This is a genomic window from Bifidobacterium catenulatum subsp. kashiwanohense JCM 15439 = DSM 21854 (assembly GCF_001042615.1).
In the GTDB taxonomy this organism is placed as follows: Bacteria; Actinomycetota; Actinomycetes; order Actinomycetales; family Bifidobacteriaceae; genus Bifidobacterium; species Bifidobacterium catenulatum.
In genome coordinates, this window is record NZ_AP012327.1 from 2,211,843 (window position 1) to 2,228,515 (window position 16,673).

Consider the following 16,673-nt stretch of genomic DNA (forward strand, 5'->3'; position numbering starts at 1 on the left):
GTGATGCAACGCGCGCATATGGCTATCGACATTGCTTATAGCGTGCGAAAAACAGCGGGATTCCAACGATTCTTCGCGATAAGACCATGCAAAACCTACAAAATGCCCTACGAAAACGGGCTGCACGACGATGGCGGATACGATCACCATCATCGCACAGCCCGTTTCACGGCTTGTTTCACACGCGCTTTAGCCGCGGAGGACGCTGAGTCGCGAGGAACAGCGGCTGTATCTCAATCAGCGGATTGTAAGGCGCAAGGCCGAACCATTTGACCGGAGATCCCGCAAGACGACGAATCGCATACTTGACTTCCAAAGAAATCGCGCCACGCTGCGACACCTTCGACTCAGGCATAAGCGCCTTGTGAATCAGCACATATCGAATCGGACCGATATTCGGGTCAGCATCGAGCTTCGGATAGCGGCTTTCCTGCCTCGGCAGATCCCCAGACTTCGACAAATCGTTCATGATCTGATGAATGTAAGCTGGAATCGACTGAGAAACCTTGAAACCAAGCCGAATGCGAACACGGAACATGTAATCCGTGCCGAAATTCTCAACCGAATACTCGCGGGTGAACGGCTCATCGGCGGTCTCGACGGAAACCGCCCACCAAGCGCGGGCACGTTTTGGATGGTCGGCGAAAATCGAGAAGAAGATATCGGTATCGATACGCTTCGTTTCCGGATCCGACGTGAGGTAGACGATATTGTCTGCAAAATATGGAATCGTATCGTCATCATGCAGCCGCTTCAACACCGGTAGACATTCGGCGGGCTGCATATGACGACGCTGCGCACGTTCCAGCTTCGTGCCTTCGTTCCACGTGTACATAACCAGCAGAATCGCGAAGGTAAGCAACATCGTGAACCAACCACCATGCAGGAACTTCGCCATGGAAGCGAAGAAGAACATGAATTGGATCGCAAGGAACAACACGGTGAATACGACCGCTCCGATACGACGCCCCGAATGCCATATGTAGACGGCGAGCAGAATGGTGGTGGTGATCATGGTGATGGTCAACGCCAGACCATACGCCGCGGAAATATGCTCGGAATCGCGGAATAGCGCCAAAACCAACAGCGTGGAAACGCATAGCACCACATTGACCACAGGAATGTACAGCTGACCGCGGGTACGGGCCGGATAACGGACTTGAAGATGCGGCATCCAGTTCAGATGGGTGGCTTCAGACACCATCGTGAATGCGCCGGTAATCAACGCCTGCGAGGCGATGACGCCCGCGACCACGGAAAGCACGACGGCCACGTAACGCACGCTGGGCGTCATCATTTCGAAGAACGGGTTCAAACCGTGCGTGCGGATATACGCCGAATCATCCCAATGATTGAGCATCCATGCGCCTTGGCCGAAATAACAGAGCACAAGCGCGACTTTGATGAACGGCCACGTGAAATAGATGTTGCCACGGCCAACGTGACCCATGTCGGAATAAAGCGCTTCGGCACCGGTGGTTGACAGGAACACCGTACCCATGATGGCAAGGCCAGCGGCATTATGACTGCTGAACAGGAATCTAACACCATACACGGGGTTAAGCGCCGCGAACACGCTCCAATACTGACTGAGATTCGCCAAGCCGACAACCGCCAAGAACGAGAACCAGACAAGCACGACCGAACCGAACGCTTTGCCGATACGCTCAGTGCCACGCGACTGCACAGAGAACAGCATCAGAATGATGGCCGCGGTGATCATCAGAGTCAGCTGCTTGTTTTCAGTAAAAAGTTTTTCAAAAGCCGGTAGCGTTTCCAAGCCTTCCACTGCCGAGCTGATGGACACGGCCGGGGTAAGCACGGAATCGGCGAGGAACGCGGCTCCGCCAAGCATGGCAGGAATCGCAAGCCATGCACCGTACTTCCGAACCAACGAGTACAGCGCGAAAATGCCACCTTCGCCCTTGTTGTCGATGCGCATGGCGATCAATACGTATTTGACGGTGGTGATAAGCGTGATTGACCAGAACACCAACGAAAGCACGCCAAGTACGGCTTCGCGGTCGGCATGCGCAAGTCCGCCCTGCCCGTTGAGGAACGTCTGGTGTACAGCGGCGAGGTACCGATATCGCCATATACCACGCCTAACGCCACAATCGCCATGGCGGGCGTGATTCTGTTCGGCCCGGATTGCAGACGGCTCCACCAACGGCCGATGGGACCCTTGCTGGCCACCTGGTCAAGGTGAGCAGCCTCCTGCTGCTTCTCCTCGTGCTGCTTGATCAGCACTTGTCGCTCTTCCTTGGTCAGCACCTTGTGCGAAACCTTCGGAGCCTGCGTGTATGTGGCTGCGTGAAACAGCGGCTCATCCTCGTTCGGCTCGTTAGCCATAACGCTACCTCCAAGTGGCGGGCCTTCCAACCCACTCCCCAAAATAAACGCAAAAAGGCACGTTAGGAGCCTTACGAAGTCTTGTCAAATCTTCACATTGTTTCTTGCGATTCCTGATCTCGCACGAAGTAGACTTCCTGTGGGTTTCTTTTTCTTATTTTTCCTCTTGTTTTTCTCTTATTTTCGGATAAATCGTTTCCATCCTGTCGATTTTCGGAATTTGTTCAGATTCCGTACACTTCGCGCGTAGTCTTTCGTGCTGCCTGCGCGACTTCCGTCAGCGGTTTATCGAGATAATTCGCCAACGACTGCAGGGTGTAGGGAATCATGTACGGCGCGTTGGTGCGACCACGATATGGCATCGGACTTAGGTAGGGGGCATCGGTTTCGACCATGACATGGCTCAATCCGACAATGCGCGCCGACTCGCGTATACCATCGTTACCCTTATAGCTGGATGTGCCCGAAAGGCTGAGATACCAACCGTTTTCGCGCGCGATCTCACCCATTTCGGCATCACCGGAATAGCTGTGGAACACGGTCCGTTCGGGAGCGCCGTCCGCCAGCAGCGTTTCGATGACTTCCTTGTGTGAATCGCGATCATGGATCTGCATGGGCAGGTTCAATTCCTTGGCGAGCGCGATGTGCGCACGGAAAGCTTCCCGCTGAAGTTCTTTGGCGGCTTCGCCGGTACGGAAGAGATCCATGCCGGTTTCGCCTATGGCCACAACCTGATTGGGGTAGGTGATAGCAAGACGGTGTACTTCGGCCATGGCGTCTTCGAAGCTGGTGTCGTGCCAGGGTTTGTATTTGAGCGGAAGTCCGTCTGGTCCGGGCACTCCACGATGGCCGTGGAGCACGGATTCGTTGGGGTGTATGGCGATGGCCGCGTGCACGGTTTCGGGGTGTTCGCGTGCCATATCGATGGCTGTCATGAGGTTCGGCAGTTCGCATCCACAGTCGATGACGCCTTCGACGCCGACTTGTTGCGCCTGGTTCAGCAGCTCGTCGACGCTGTATATGGGAACTTCCGGCTGTCCTTTTTCTTGCGCTTCATGGCTCATGGCCTGCGAGAACGGCACGACGGACGCCACATGCGTGTGGTTGTCGATGACGTGCGCATTCTCGGGAAGTGGTTGCGGTGCTGGCGCCCAGCTGCGGTCACGATGGTGTTTGCTCATACCTCCAGCCTACGCTCGATGGCAGTCTTGCTTCGGAAGCCGCGTTATTCATCGATGGCAGTGGGATTAACCAACGCACCTCTATATGTTTTGCGATGTAGCGCTGAAACGCTTTCCGCGATTAGTCATGGAGGGTGAGGGTGGTGAAGGACCAGGAGGGGGCGGTGTAGATGCCGCTGGTTAGGTCAAGCGAGATTCCGACTGGAACGGTTGGTGAGGACTTGCCGATTTCACCAGCGTACGGATCGGCTCCGGCAAGCACAGTGGCAGTTGCCGAAGCGCGGGATTCCGCGGAAACACCAAGCTCGTCAAGCACCTGAGTCACATCCACTTCAGCTTCGGCATCGAGCGCGTTGACGATACGCACGTAAGTGACTCCCTCGGCATCGTTACGAGCCACAGTGACGGTACGACGAGGCTCTTCCGGCTCTTCAACACCTTGCGCAACAAGCTCTCCATCGATATACAGCTTCATGCTTTCGCCACGATCGGTCACTTCGATGCGCACCTGCCACACGGTTCCGGGGAACACTTCGTCCATGGACCATTCGGTGCCGTCGAGATTGTAGGCGGTGCCGTCGCGCACCACCTTGATCTCGAAGGCACGGCCGAGCGACGTGATGTTGTAGTTCTTGCCGTTGATGTCGCCGTGCACCAGCTGCAGACCCCAACGACCCTGATAATAGGTGATGGTGGCGTTGATGGTGTAGGCGTCGGCGTCGATGTTCAGATTCGTGGCTTTCGGACCGTTGCCCGCGTAATGGCAGTCTTCAAGCTCAATATGGCGACCATCAGCAGTGTCGACGCTGAAGTCGGTGATGTCGGCGTGAGCAGAGCCTTCCAAACGCAAGCCGACCGTCGACGGCAGTTCGCGACGCAGCGTGGTCTTGCCTTCCACTGCAACCGGCCATGCGGTATCGGACGTGGTGGTGGCATACATCTGCTGCACCCAGTAGCTGTACGGCAGGTAGGTACGTTCGTTGTCGAAGTAGATCAGATCAGGATTCCAGCTGTGATGCCCGTTCTTGGCAAACAGCGGCGCATACGAAGACATAACCACTGCATCGCCGTTCAATTCCATGCGACCCATGAACGCCGCTTCAGAAAGACCGTTGATCAGCTGTGTGTTCCACGAACCATACTCGCCCAAGTACACCTTCGGGCCTTCACGATCCGTGGTGTCGTAGTGGTCGAGATTGTGGAACCACCAGCTGGAAGACTGGTAGGAATGCTCGTCAACAATGGGAATACCGGCTTCACGTGCATACTGCCAACCAGCCTCATAGTCGGGGCCACTCGGAGCCGGACCGACCGTGCCAACCACAACAATATCCGGGTAGGCGGCCTTGACCTCGTCGAAGATCTGCTGGAAGCGGTTCTTGAACACGTCATCGATAAGATCTTCGTTGCCAATGCCCAAATATTCAAGGTTGAACGGTTCCGGATGACCCATGGCGGCACGCTTGGCACCCCATTCGGTGGTTGCGGCGTCGCCATTGCAGAATTCGACCAAATGCAGCACTTCATCGATGTATGCCGGCATGTCTTTCTGCGCGATCGGCACCGGACCTTGGCTGGTATTCTGGCAGCTCACGGCAGCGGGCAGCACCGGTAGCGGCTTCGCGCCAATGGTTTCGCACAGGCACAAATACTCGTAGTAGCCGATACGGAACGACTGGTGATATCCCCACAGGTTGAAATTGTGCGGCCGATGCTCAACATCACCGATGGTGCGATCCCAGTGGTACATGTTATCCATGCCAAGACCGTGGGTGATGCAGCCGCCCGGGAAGCGCATGAAGCGCGGCTGCAGGTCGGCGAGCGCCTTGACCAAATCGGGACGGAAATGCTTGAGCCCGTTGTAGGTGGTGCGTGGTTCGAGGGTAACGAAATCAAGATCAACGGTACCTTCCGTGGTGAAGGTGAGTCGCAAAGCGCCTTCATGTACAACGATGGCATTGCTCTCACCGGAAACCGTCAGCGAAACCTCTTGCTTACGCCAATCGTTGGAATCGACGGTGATATCTTGTTCTGCAATCGCATTTCCATCGTCGTCAATCAGAGCGACGGTGACGGGAAGTGCGGAAGCTTCGCAATTGTTGGAAATACGCATCCATGCGGAGAAATCGTAGGTTTCGCCGGCACGGAAGACCATGCCGTCCCAGCCGATATTTTCAAGCGAAGCCGGCGCCTGTTCGACTTCAACGGACGCATAGTGCGGGTTTTCTTCGGCTACCGGATTGTCGGTGAGCACGTCGAAGGCTGCGAAGGAGCCGGCGGGCACGATTTTGCGCCAGAAACTGTAGTTGCTCCAGTCGGCGGCATCGGCGCGATTGTATTCGAAGGCGCCATTCTGTACGAGGTCGGCGTTCAGGCCGCCGTCGCCGGAGTAGCTGATGTCTTCGAAGAAAATGCCCCACAGGTCGGTGCTGATGTTGCGTACGCCTGCCTTGTTCAGGATTGCGGTGAGCTTGTCCATGTTCTTGTTCCTTTTCTCAGAGGGGACGGATGGCGAACCAGAGTGCGCCGTGGGCAGGGATGGTCCCGCGGATCACGCGGTCTTCCCCCTCGCCTTCGATGCGTATGTCGGATGGGGTTCCGGGAGCGTCTGCCCACAGGTCGGCAAGTGTCCAGTCGCGATTCCGGTCGGCGATGCCGACGAAGCTTTGCAGTTGGATGTTGCCTTTGAGCTCATAGGGTTCGTCGCCGGTCCAGAAGATCGCTCCATAATGGCTGCCCGGATGTGCGCAAGGCGTGCCGTCGGCCCATTTGACCGCGTCGGCGGTCCATACGATGAGGTCGCCGATATAGCTGTCTTCGACGTTCCATTCGGAAAACAGCCGTTCGCGCACAATCTCACGGTTGTTGGCGGAGCCGGCCGTCACTTCACGCAATGCGGGATTGGTGAGCAGTGCAATCGTGTCATCATCGCTGGTAGGCAGATCGCCGCCGACCATCAATGGCGAACGGCCCATGCACCACAATGTCAGCAGCGTCTTCTGCTCATCGAGCGTCAGCCGTGACTGCCGGTCGTCGCCGCGTTCGGCACGCAATCCGATATGACCGAGCGGCAGCATGTCGGCATCGGCCCAATGGCCGGTCCGTTGCAGCGGTGCCCAACGTGCCAGGCGAGGGAATTGCTGGAAAATGTCTTCCCACCGATCCCACAGATCGTCGGAAATGCGCCACATCTGCGCAACGTCTCGCAGAAAATCGACATGCGTGCTGGCCACCCAGCCGCCCGGCGACAGCGAGAGCGTGATCCGGCGGCCATACCGCTTTTCCGCCTTCGCGATGGCATTATGGTAGGCCTCGATCTCTTCCGGGAAGAATGGCGTCTGCATGTCATCGACCTTCAGAAAATCCAAGCCCCATGAGGCGAACAGGTCGACTTGCGCGTCATACCAGGCCTGAGCGCCGGCATCACCACGCTTCAGACCGTAGTTGTCGTGGTTCCACACGCAGTTGTGCTCGGTGTCGGCGACATCCCGCGCGGTGAGATCGGTGTCTTTCACCGGCAGATTTTCGTGTACGGCCTGACGCGGAATGCCTCGCATCACATGCACGCCGAGTTTCAGACCAAGCTCATGCACCGCATCGGCGAGCGGGCCGAACCCTTTGCCTTCGGCGGAGCTCGGGAAACGACGTTCGTCGGGCAACTGCCGGCCGTATTCATCGATGCATAGTGGCGTACCGTCGGAATATCCGTGGGCGTGGGCGTTGGGATCGAACCAACCGGCGTCGATTACCAGCGTGTCCCAGCCGGCGGCCTTCAGATGTTCCGCCATGAATCGCGCGTTGGCGAGCACCTCGTCTTCGGTGATCGTGGTGCCATAGGAATCCCAGCTGTTCCAGCCCATTGGTGGTCGCCAGGCCTTCAGCGATGTGTCAGGCAGTGTCGTCATCGAGCCGCTCCTTTGTTTGTCCGATCTGTGCGATCGCTCGGCATACGTTCCGTATTCCATGGTCGCAATCGTCGGTCCTTCCCGACAATCACTATATGTAACGGTACATATTCTAATAAGGTTTCAGCATCGCACAAATTGCGCAACCATTCGGTGAGTCTGCTGATTTTTCAGCATTTTTCAGATAAGAAACTCCGATTTTACAGCAACGAAAATATATAATATCGTTACATATAATCAGTAGTTCATTCATCGAGGAGGCCATCTATGGCAACCAGCAAGCCGACGCTGCGCGACGTAGCTGCCGCGGCCGGGGTCTCCCCCATGACCGCCTCGAATGCGCTGCGCGGCAAAACGGGCGTCAAGGAATCGACACGGGCTAGAGTGCTCGCTGCGGCAAAAAAGCTGGATTACCGCATCAATCTGACCGCCAGCATGCTGAAATCCGGCCGCAGCAACATCATCCACGTCATCGTCAACGAATTCGACTCACCGTTCTATTCGAAACTCACGCAGGCACTGAGTAACGAAATCGTGGCACGCGGGCTCACGCCGTTCATCGAACAGACGCGCTATTCCGCCGACGCCGCCGCGCACGCGCTGACCAGCAATCCGTTCTCCGGACAATTATTCGACGGTGAGATCCTGCATGCCACCGGCCTAGGTACGAATCTGCCACTCGCCAAGCTGAACGGCGGCAGGCCGTTCGTACTGGTGGACGCCTGCGAGGAGACACCGACCGTCGATGCCGTGAACTTTCCCAACGAGGAGGCCGAACGCGCGGCGGCCCAGCATCTGATCGACCATGGATGCCGCAAAATCGCAATCGTGGGCCATGCCTTTACCAAACGCGCCGACCTGGCCCACGCGCAGAATGCGTTTCTGCTGCGTCTCCGCGGCGCGTGCAACGCACTGCTGGACGCAGGATTGCCATATGACGAAACCACCGTTTTCGAAGCGGGCAGCGCCGAAGACGGCATCGCCGCAGGGCATGCGATTGCGCAGCAGATTCTGGCGACGCGCGGAAACGCCGACGTCGGAGAAGGGGCCGACCCGCCATTCGACGGCGTATGCTGCGCAAATGATTTCGCCGCGTTCGGCGTAATCCGGGGTCTTGCCGATCATGGCATCCGCGTACCGCAAGACGTGCAGGTGATCGGATTCGACGGCGTGACCAGCGGATCGTACGCCACACCTTCGCTGAGCACCATCGAGGTGGATCTCAATCAGCTTGCCAAGTTCGTGCTTGACATGATCGCCGAACGCGTCGAACGCCGAGGAGAAGAGGACGCCGAGCCGTTACCGCCAAGCCGAGCCACAATCGGATACCAACTGGTGGAACGCGAATCCACCGCGCCTCACCTCCTCTAAACACCTTCCCCTGATCCTCGAGCCATCTTCCCCTGACGGGGAAGGCCACAGACAAAGGAACACCCATGAACACCACCACAGAAGCCTACATTTTCGTGCATTTCATCGGCGACGAGAAAACGCCGACCGACGAACAGCTGTATTTCGCGCTGAGTCGCGACGGCGTGCACTGGCAGGATCTTCGCCCCGCCGGCAAACCGGCATTGCAATGGCTGAACGGCGAACAGGGTGTGCGCGACCCGCACATCACACGCGACCCGCGCGGTGGGTTCCATATCGTGGCCACCGATCTGAGCATCTATTATCGCGGCGGCTGGGGGCCGAACGACGGCGCGACCACGAACGGCTCGACCGGTCTGGTGATCTGGGACTCCCCCGATCTTGTGCACTGGAGCGAACCGCGCCTAGTGGATGTCGCCTCCAAGATTCCGGGAGCCGGCATGGCTTGGGCACCGGAAGCCAATTGGGATCCGGTCCGCGAACAGTGGATCGTGTTCTGGTCCACCCAATGCAACATCGAGGAACCAGACAATCCGCTGGCTAACGAGTTGGGTGACCCGACGAACGTGTATTACGCGACCACGCGCGATTTCGTCACGTTTTCCGATCCGGTCAAATGGATCGACCGCAAGAACGTCATCATCGACTCGACCATGCTGCTCGACGATGATGGCTGGTGGTATCGCGCATCCAAGGATTCGGAAATCACCATCGAACGCACGCGCAACCCGTACGCGGTAACCTACGAGGTGTTGCGCACCGACGATCCGAATGAATGGTCATATGTGGGCACGCTCACCGACATCTTCGGCAATGGGCGTTACTCCATGCACTATCTGGAAGGTCCGGAACTGTTCCGCTACAACGATGCGGACATACATGAAGCGGCCGGAAGGAACATGCCGTTCGGCCTGATGTGCGATCAGTACGCGGAAGCCAAGGGTTATCTGTCGTTCCGCACCGCTTCGCTCGCCTCGCACGATCCCGCCGATTGGCAGCGTGCCGACGATATCGATTTCGGCACTTTGAAGAAGCGTCACGGTGCGATTCTGCCGATTACATCCGCCGAATATGACGCCGTACAGGCCGCCTTCAGCCTATAAGGATTGGAAGACGCTCGTCCGGGCATGGACCGGACGGCTGGGCCGTGCACGATTCGCCCTGAAAGGTCCTCAGGCGAATCGTGCACGGAGGCCATGGGATGAGAACCTCGATCCATAACCCCCTAAGTGGAATATTCCCATTTGGAAGATATCGATTCACGTGATTTCAAGGAAAAACAAATGCACGATTGCCCGGAACGGTCATTCCGGACAATTGTGCACGACAACAAATCTGAGTGATGCCTTATCTGCGTGCCTTACTCATACATAGCCTGCTGTACATCATCATCGTCAATGTTATCTGCGTTGTACCAGAAGCACCCCGAATCGATGACCTTGTCGATCTTTTCACCGTTGAGGCTCTTGACCGCGTTCTCGATGGTCTTGTACCCGATCTGATACGGATTCTGCGACACGGAACCGCTAATCACCCCATCACGAATGTACTGTTGCTGCGCCTTGCCGGAATCCACACCTACGAGCAGCACCTTATGCCCTGACTTCAAGGCAGATTCGACAGGAGTGGCGGCTCCCACAACGGTGGCTTCATTCGTCGCGAAAATAGCGTCGAGATCCGGATTCGCTTGCAGAATGGCACTGGCAATGTCTTGAGCTTTCGCCTGATCGGCATTGCTGTACTGCACCTCACCGACCATCTCCATATCTGGAGCATTCTTCTTCATATAATCCAAAAAGCCGTCACGGCGTTCCGTGGATGTAGCGTCGGTCTGGCTGTGCGCAATCACAGCATACTTGCCTTTGCCATTCAACAGTGCAATCAGATTCTCAGCAGCGACCTTGCCGACTTCCCTATTGCTGGTTTTCACCGTGGAGGTGATGGCATCAGCATTCGTTTCAAACGCGGTGTCGAAGGCGAACAAAGGAATGCTGGCACTCTTCGCGCTTTGCACGGCCGGCGTAAGGGCGGCTTCATCGAGTGGAGCGATGGCCACGGCATCCGGTGACTTATTGATCGCATTCTGCACCATATCGGCCTGCTTATCCACCTGACTGTCATTGTCTGGACCATTGAAGGTGACCGTCGCACCATACTTCGCCGCCGCATCGTCTGCGCCCTGGTGCACCGAAACCCAGAAGCTTTGCGAAAAGCCCTTGGCCACCATTGCAATCTCATAATTCTTGGATTCGCTGCCATTGGACTGCCCAGCGCCGCAGGCACTGAGAGGAGCAACGGTGAAAGCGGCGACCGCAGCCAAAGCGATATACTTACTCTTCTTCATTGAAGTCTCCTTGTAGTTGTCAGGATGAATCTGTTTGATAATCGTTGTTCAGTTATGAATACCGTGTAGACAGCACTGTCATGAGTGCCGTGAACTTGACCGATCATTTGGCCTTTTTGGCATTGTGCTGCCGATAGATGTCGACCAGGACTGCGGCGATGACCACAATGCCGAGGAACACCTTCTGCCATGGGTCAGGCACGGACATGATTTGCAGACCATTGTTGATCGTGGTGATAATCAACGCACCGATTACGGTACCCGTAATGGAGGCCCGTCCACCGGCAAGAGAGGCACCGCCGATGACAGCTGCCGCGATGGCGTACATCTCATATCCGGAGCCAGTAGCTGGCTGAGCCGCAGACAGACGCGAAGTCATCACCACGCCGGACAGGCCGGTAAAGCAACCCGCCAGAACGTAGACGGCCCACTTCCAACGACGTACGTTCACGCCGGACATACGGGTGGCTTCTTCGTTGGAACCCATGGATAGTGCATACCGGCCCAGTCGGGTCTTGTTCAGCACAATCCACGAAATCACAGCTACGGCGAGGAAGATCCACACTGCATTGGGAATTCCCAAAATCTGCGTGCCGCGTGCGATTCGGTCGAAGCCAACTTCATCAGTGGTATATACGGGCTTGGAACCGGACAAAATCAGTGCGACGCCTTGCGCAACCAGCATCATCGCCAATGTCGCAATCATGGGCTGAACGCCAAAACCCGCAATGAGCAGACCGTTGATCCAACCAAGCACCGCACCGGAAAGGATGCCGGCCAATACCGCCAGCCAAATGGGCAGATGGAATGCCGTCATGCACATGGCAGTGATGACGCCCGTCATGGCCATGCCCAGGCCAGGAGTGATATCGATGCCACCCGTGGCGATGGTGAATGTCACACCAAGCGCCTGAATGCCCGTCACCGCGGAAGCCAGTAGCAGCGCTACGATATTGCCCATGCGCATGAAGTGCGGATCGGCGATGGAAAATCCGATGAGGAGCACAATCCATGTAGCGAAAATCAGCAACTGCTGCAACGAATTGGAGTTGAACCGCTTGCGCAAAGAGTTCTTCGCCATATCGAGGGTTTCATTGGTCGACGTCATTTTGACTCCTTTGTCTATTTACGGAATGTGGTGGCGAGCTCCATGATGTTTTCCTGAGTCGCCTCGCTATGGTCAAGTTCGCCGGTGATGGATCCGTTGCACATCACCAGGATGCGGTCGGAGACTCGAAGCAATTCCTCGAGCTCGGACGAAATCACGATGATGGCATGACCATCGTGCGCGAGTTCATCCAGAAGTTCATAGATTTCCTGTTTAGCTCCCACGTCGATGCCTCGGGTCGGCTCGTCGAAGATCAGTACGTCGCAATCGCGCGCAAGCCATTTTGCAATGACCACTTTCTGCTGATTGCCGCCGGACAGGTTTTTCACCAACTGTTTTGAGCTCGGGGTTTTGATACTCAACGCATCGATATATTGCTTCGATGTCCTTGCGATTGCCGTATCTCGGATCCAGCCAATCGCATTGACATAGTTCTTCAGCGAGGCGAGCGCAACATTGTCATCAATCGTTTTGTCGAGAACCAGACCATACTGTTTGCGATCTTCAGACAGATACGCTATTCCGGCTTCCACTGCATCGGATGGTCTGCGTATGTCAACGGTCTTGCCGCCAACCATCACCTGTCCTGCGCTACGGGAGTCAGCCCCGATAATGGCACGAGCCAGTTCGGTTCGCCCGGCGCCAGCCAAACCACCAAATCCTAGGATTTCTCCAGGATAGACATCAAATGATGCATCCTTGACCATCGCATTCGTGATGTTTCGCACGCTCATCGCGGCAGGTGCGCCTTCGACTCGAGCCGACGGACGGGAGTAGGCAGTGATGTCTCGGCCGACCATGAGCTTGACAATTTCATCTCTGCTGGTCTCCTCCGTCTTGACTTCTTTGACAAAGCGCCCATCGCGGAATACGGTGATGCGGTTCGATATGCGCATCAGCTCCTCCATACGATGCGAGATATAGATTACCGCAGTCGTTGGGGAGACGAAATCGTGAATGAGCTTGAACAGTGCATCTACCTCGCGATCGGTTAGGGCCGCCGTCGGCTCGTCCATCACCAAAAGCTGGGAATCAAAAGAAATCGCCTTGGCGATTTCCACCATCTGCTGGCTGGCTACCGGCAGATCGCGCACCAACACTTTGGAACTGAAAGTCACGCCGATGGATTTAAGCAGCTCGTCCGCTTTGGCAGCAGCCTGTTCCTCGGAGAGGAATACGCCTGTCTTGCCCATCGGTTCACGCCCGAGGAAAATGTTCTGGGCCACTGTGAGGTCCGGCACCAGATTGAGCTCCTGATGTATCAGACTGACGCCTTTGGATTGTGCATCGGCAGGCCCATCCGGCTGGTAGGGTTGGCCTTTGAAGGTAATCGTACCCCCGTTTGCCTTGTGGATTCCTCCGATGATTTTCATCAGCGTCGATTTTCCAGCACCGTTCTCACCCATCAGAGCATGGACTTCGCCGGGGCGGATCTTCAATGACACTCCATCAAGTGCAAGGACTCCAGGAAACTTCTTGGTGACGTTGGACACTTCCAACAGCAAAGAAGTCCGGTCAGTAGTGGAATCGATCATATTTGCTCCAGATTTGATATGGTCGGCGCAGGAGCCCTGCGCTTCCGCACCGACCAATTACCGATTGGATATAGAATGCATCAGTCGGTCAGCTTGGCCTGGCTCGGCGGAAGCACCAGCTTGCCAAGCACGCCGAACTTCGTCGCACCGCATGCCGCCGGAATGTTGTCGGCGATGCTACGCTTCGTAGAGAAGGCGATCGTAGCAAACTTGATAGCCTCCTTATACTGCGGCGGAATGCCGATGACGTCGGAAGTTTCCAACTTGACGCCTTCTGGCAGGCGTTCGGCAATCATCTTCATCAATGTAGCGTTACGCACGCCACCGCCGGAAGCGATCAAGCGATCAACGCCCAAGCCCGTCGGGAGAATGAATTCACTGAACGCACGGGCGATGGCCTCGGCGCTGAACGCGGTGATGGTGGCCAGCTTATCCTCACTGGACAGGTTGGCGTACTTATCGAGCATCGACTGGGTGTACTCGGCACCGAAATCGAGACGCCATGCGCATCTTGGAATCTCGCGTTTGAAGAACGGATGCTCGAGCATCTCGGCAAGCATCTCCTCATTGACGGTGCCCTGTGCGGCGACTTCGCCGTTGGCGTCATATTCCTTGCCATACAGTACGCGCATGGCCTGATCGATCATGACATTGCCCGGACCGCAATCGAATGCGCGCATCTTGGAACGATCAGCGCAGGCGACATGGCAGTTAGAGATGCCTCCGATGTTCAGAGTCGCGGTTGGCTTGTCGTTGCGGAACAGCACATAGTCAAAGTATTGCATCAACGGAGCGCCCGTACCCTGCAACGTATGGTCTACGCTACGGAACTGCGTTACGACTGGGGCATCGGTCAGCACGGACACCACACCCGGTTCACCGATTTGCAGACCACAGGGATATCCGTACTTGGTCCACATCTCGTAGAATGGAGAGGATGCATCGTACTGCTTCATCTGGTCATGTTCCGGCGGTTCCTGGTAAATGGTCTGGCCGTCGTACCCGATGACGTCGATATCCTTGCCGGTGAGGTTGTGCTTCTTCATCAATTCAGAAGCAGCTTGCGCGAACACTGCGCCACATACATAGTTCAGACGGGTCAGTTTGAAAATACCCAGGGTATCGTCAAATGCCGCAAGCACCTGCTGTTGAATGTCTTCCGGCCAGTCGATGGACAAGGCATCGATATACTTCGGCGGCAGAACACTGCCGTCTTCAGCCTGATTGATCTCAATAAGTACGGCGTCGACACCGTCAAATGAGGATCCGCTGTTCAGACCGATTGCATATGCCATGGTTGTACTCCTTTGTTGATAATTGATATGCTAAACGTTTATTTTCTCAGCATGGCAAACGTTGTACTGCCCAATGCCGATGAGAAGAGGAGAACCCGCCTCCGCCAATCGATGGCGTCAGCCCACAGTTCATCCCACACGAAGAATTCGTCGAATCAACTGGATTACCGAATTGCAACTTCGCAGTCGAAATCCTTCGACACTATCGAAAAACCTTGGTTGTTATCAACTGCTCCTCTCTGTGTTTTCATTCCAATTCACACACGAACGGCGCTCAATCAGCCTTACCGGAATGATGAGGTTTTGCCCGGCCAATGCATTGCCACGAATGGCATCCACCACGAAACGGCCTGCCTGTCGGCCAATCTCATCCATATTCTGTGAAATGACCGTCAGCGGAGGAGTGAGCATAGGAGCCCAGTCGAAATCATCCATGGCAATCAACGAGATATCGCGACCGATATGGAAGCCGTTCTCCTGCAAAGCGCGGAAAGACCCCATCGCCATCATCGTGTTCAGAGCGAATACCGCATCGCAACGGGATGAACCGTCGCTCTCCTGAAGTTTGCGAGACATGTTTTCGTAAGCGGACTCAGGGTTGTTGTCGCACTCCACCACCGTCACATCAGCTCCGCAACGTTCGGCGGCTTCACGAAGACCTGTGATACGAGCCTTGCAGGTAGGCCAGGAAGACGGATAAGAGACCGCCGCAATATTCTTGTGCCCCAAACCCCCCAAGTAATCGCCGGCGATTTTTCCCGCCTGCCGATTGTCGCTTCCGACAAAAGGCCATTCTCCAGCCACTGCCGAAGGGGAATCCACAAAAACAACCGGCACATGGAACGATTCTATGATCTTCAAAGCGGATTTACTCAAGGCATACGTTGCCACAATTGCCGCAGGGCGCTGCTCGAACAGTAGGCGCAAGGACTGTTCTTCAGGCTCACCCATTCCCGCACGGTCCTTCAACATGTCGCTGACCACGGCATAGTATCCATATTCACGTAGGGTGCTATCAATCACCTGAGCAAGCATGGAGTAGTACTGGTTTCGGCCGCTTGCAGTAAGAATGCCAACGGTGTGGCTGTTCTTCTTACGCAGACCGGCAGCCATTTCATTACGCACGTAACCCAGCTCGGAAGCCGCGCGCTCCACACGTGCCCGTGTGGATGCGGCCACTCCGCTTTCGCCGCGAAGGGCACGCGACGCAACATACACGGAAACGCCGGCGGCAGCACCCACATCTTTGAGTGTCGGCCTCGTATTCATCGCTCGCTCCTTTGCTAAACGTTTGTGATGATTCCAAGATATCACAAACGTTTAGCATGCACTATCAGCGTGTCGTTTCGGATTTCTCGTGATTCATTGCACATATTCCGTCGTTCAGCAACTTTGCGATGACGAATTTCCGGCGAACGGCTCTTCTGCCCACCGCTGATTCCCTCTTTGTTGAATCACAAAAACACTTCTCCGATGCAACAACACTCGTTCACCATGGCAAGGAGTGATCCGAACAGGCTTTCTTCCGGTAGGAATGGCACCGGGACGCACTGCCGATCGAACCAATGGCAGACACATGGGT

At 56.0% G+C, this 16,673-nt stretch carries 10 protein-coding genes and 1 pseudogene; 2 read left to right on the forward strand and 9 right to left on the reverse strand.

The features are described 5' to 3' along the window. Positions 1 to 178 precede the first annotated feature (178 nt). From BBKW_RS09355 to BBKW_RS09370, 4 genes and pseudogenes are all read right to left on the reverse strand, one after another. A pseudogene (locus BBKW_RS09355) lies at positions 179 to 2,352 on the reverse strand (KUP/HAK/KT family potassium transporter). A gap of 224 nt (positions 2,353 to 2,576) precedes the next feature. After that, positions 2,577 to 3,533 carry a TatD family hydrolase gene (locus tag BBKW_RS09360; protein WP_033501805.1) on the reverse strand — a complete coding sequence of 319 codons (957 nt, stop codon included), beginning with the start codon at positions 3,531 to 3,533 and terminating at the stop codon, positions 2,577 to 2,579. A 121-nt stretch (positions 3,534 to 3,654) separates the two neighbouring features. Further along, the gene (locus BBKW_RS09365) at positions 3,655 to 6,012 is read right to left on the reverse strand and encodes an alpha-L-arabinofuranosidase C-terminal domain-containing protein (protein WP_033501804.1); all 2,358 of its coding nucleotides are present in this window, start codon (positions 6,010 to 6,012) and stop codon (positions 3,655 to 3,657) included. 16 nt (positions 6,013 to 6,028) lie between these two features. Next, positions 6,029 to 7,393, reverse strand: coding sequence for a glycoside hydrolase family 27 protein (locus BBKW_RS09370; protein WP_003838386.1), 1,365 nt, complete (start codon positions 7,391 to 7,393; stop codon positions 6,029 to 6,031). A 312-nt stretch (positions 7,394 to 7,705) separates the two neighbouring features. Between BBKW_RS09370 and BBKW_RS09375 the strand changes: the two genes are divergently transcribed. Beyond that, the gene (locus tag BBKW_RS09375) at positions 7,706 to 8,809 is read left to right on the forward strand and encodes a LacI family DNA-binding transcriptional regulator (protein WP_033501803.1); all 1,104 of its coding nucleotides are present in this window, start codon (positions 7,706 to 7,708) and stop codon (positions 8,807 to 8,809) included. Positions 8,810 to 8,874: 65 nt separating this feature from the next. Then, the gene (locus tag BBKW_RS09380; RefSeq protein WP_033501802.1) at positions 8,875 to 9,912 is read left to right on the forward strand and encodes an alpha-arabinofuranosidase; all 1,038 of its coding nucleotides are present in this window, start codon (positions 8,875 to 8,877) and stop codon (positions 9,910 to 9,912) included. Positions 9,913 to 10,169: 257 nt separating this feature from the next. On the opposite strand, the gene BBKW_RS09385 is transcribed toward BBKW_RS09380, so the two are convergent. The 5 genes from BBKW_RS09385 to BBKW_RS09405 form a co-directional block, all read right to left on the reverse strand. Next, a complete protein-coding gene (locus tag BBKW_RS09385) occupies positions 10,170 to 11,153 on the reverse strand; it encodes an ABC transporter substrate-binding protein (RefSeq protein WP_003838378.1) in 984 nt (327 codons plus the stop codon). Positions 11,154 to 11,256: 103 nt separating this feature from the next. After that, positions 11,257 to 12,261, reverse strand: a complete 1,005-nt coding sequence (locus BBKW_RS09390; RefSeq protein WP_033501800.1) for an ABC transporter permease — start codon at positions 12,259 to 12,261, stop codon at positions 11,257 to 11,259. Between the two features lie 14 nt (positions 12,262 to 12,275). Beyond that, positions 12,276 to 13,796, reverse strand: a complete 1,521-nt coding sequence (locus BBKW_RS09395) for a sugar ABC transporter ATP-binding protein (protein ID WP_033501799.1) — start codon at positions 13,794 to 13,796, stop codon at positions 12,276 to 12,278. 80 nt (positions 13,797 to 13,876) lie between these two features. Next, positions 13,877 to 15,091: an anhydro-N-acetylmuramic acid kinase gene (locus BBKW_RS09400; protein ID WP_033501798.1), complete on the reverse strand. Its 1,215-nt coding sequence runs from the start codon at positions 15,089 to 15,091 to the stop codon at positions 13,877 to 13,879. A 225-nt stretch (positions 15,092 to 15,316) separates the two neighbouring features. Continuing rightward, complete coding sequence (locus BBKW_RS09405) at positions 15,317 to 16,360, reverse strand: LacI family DNA-binding transcriptional regulator (RefSeq protein ID WP_033501797.1); 1,044 nt, start codon at positions 16,358 to 16,360, stop codon at positions 15,317 to 15,319. Positions 16,361 to 16,673: the final 313 nt, after the last annotated feature.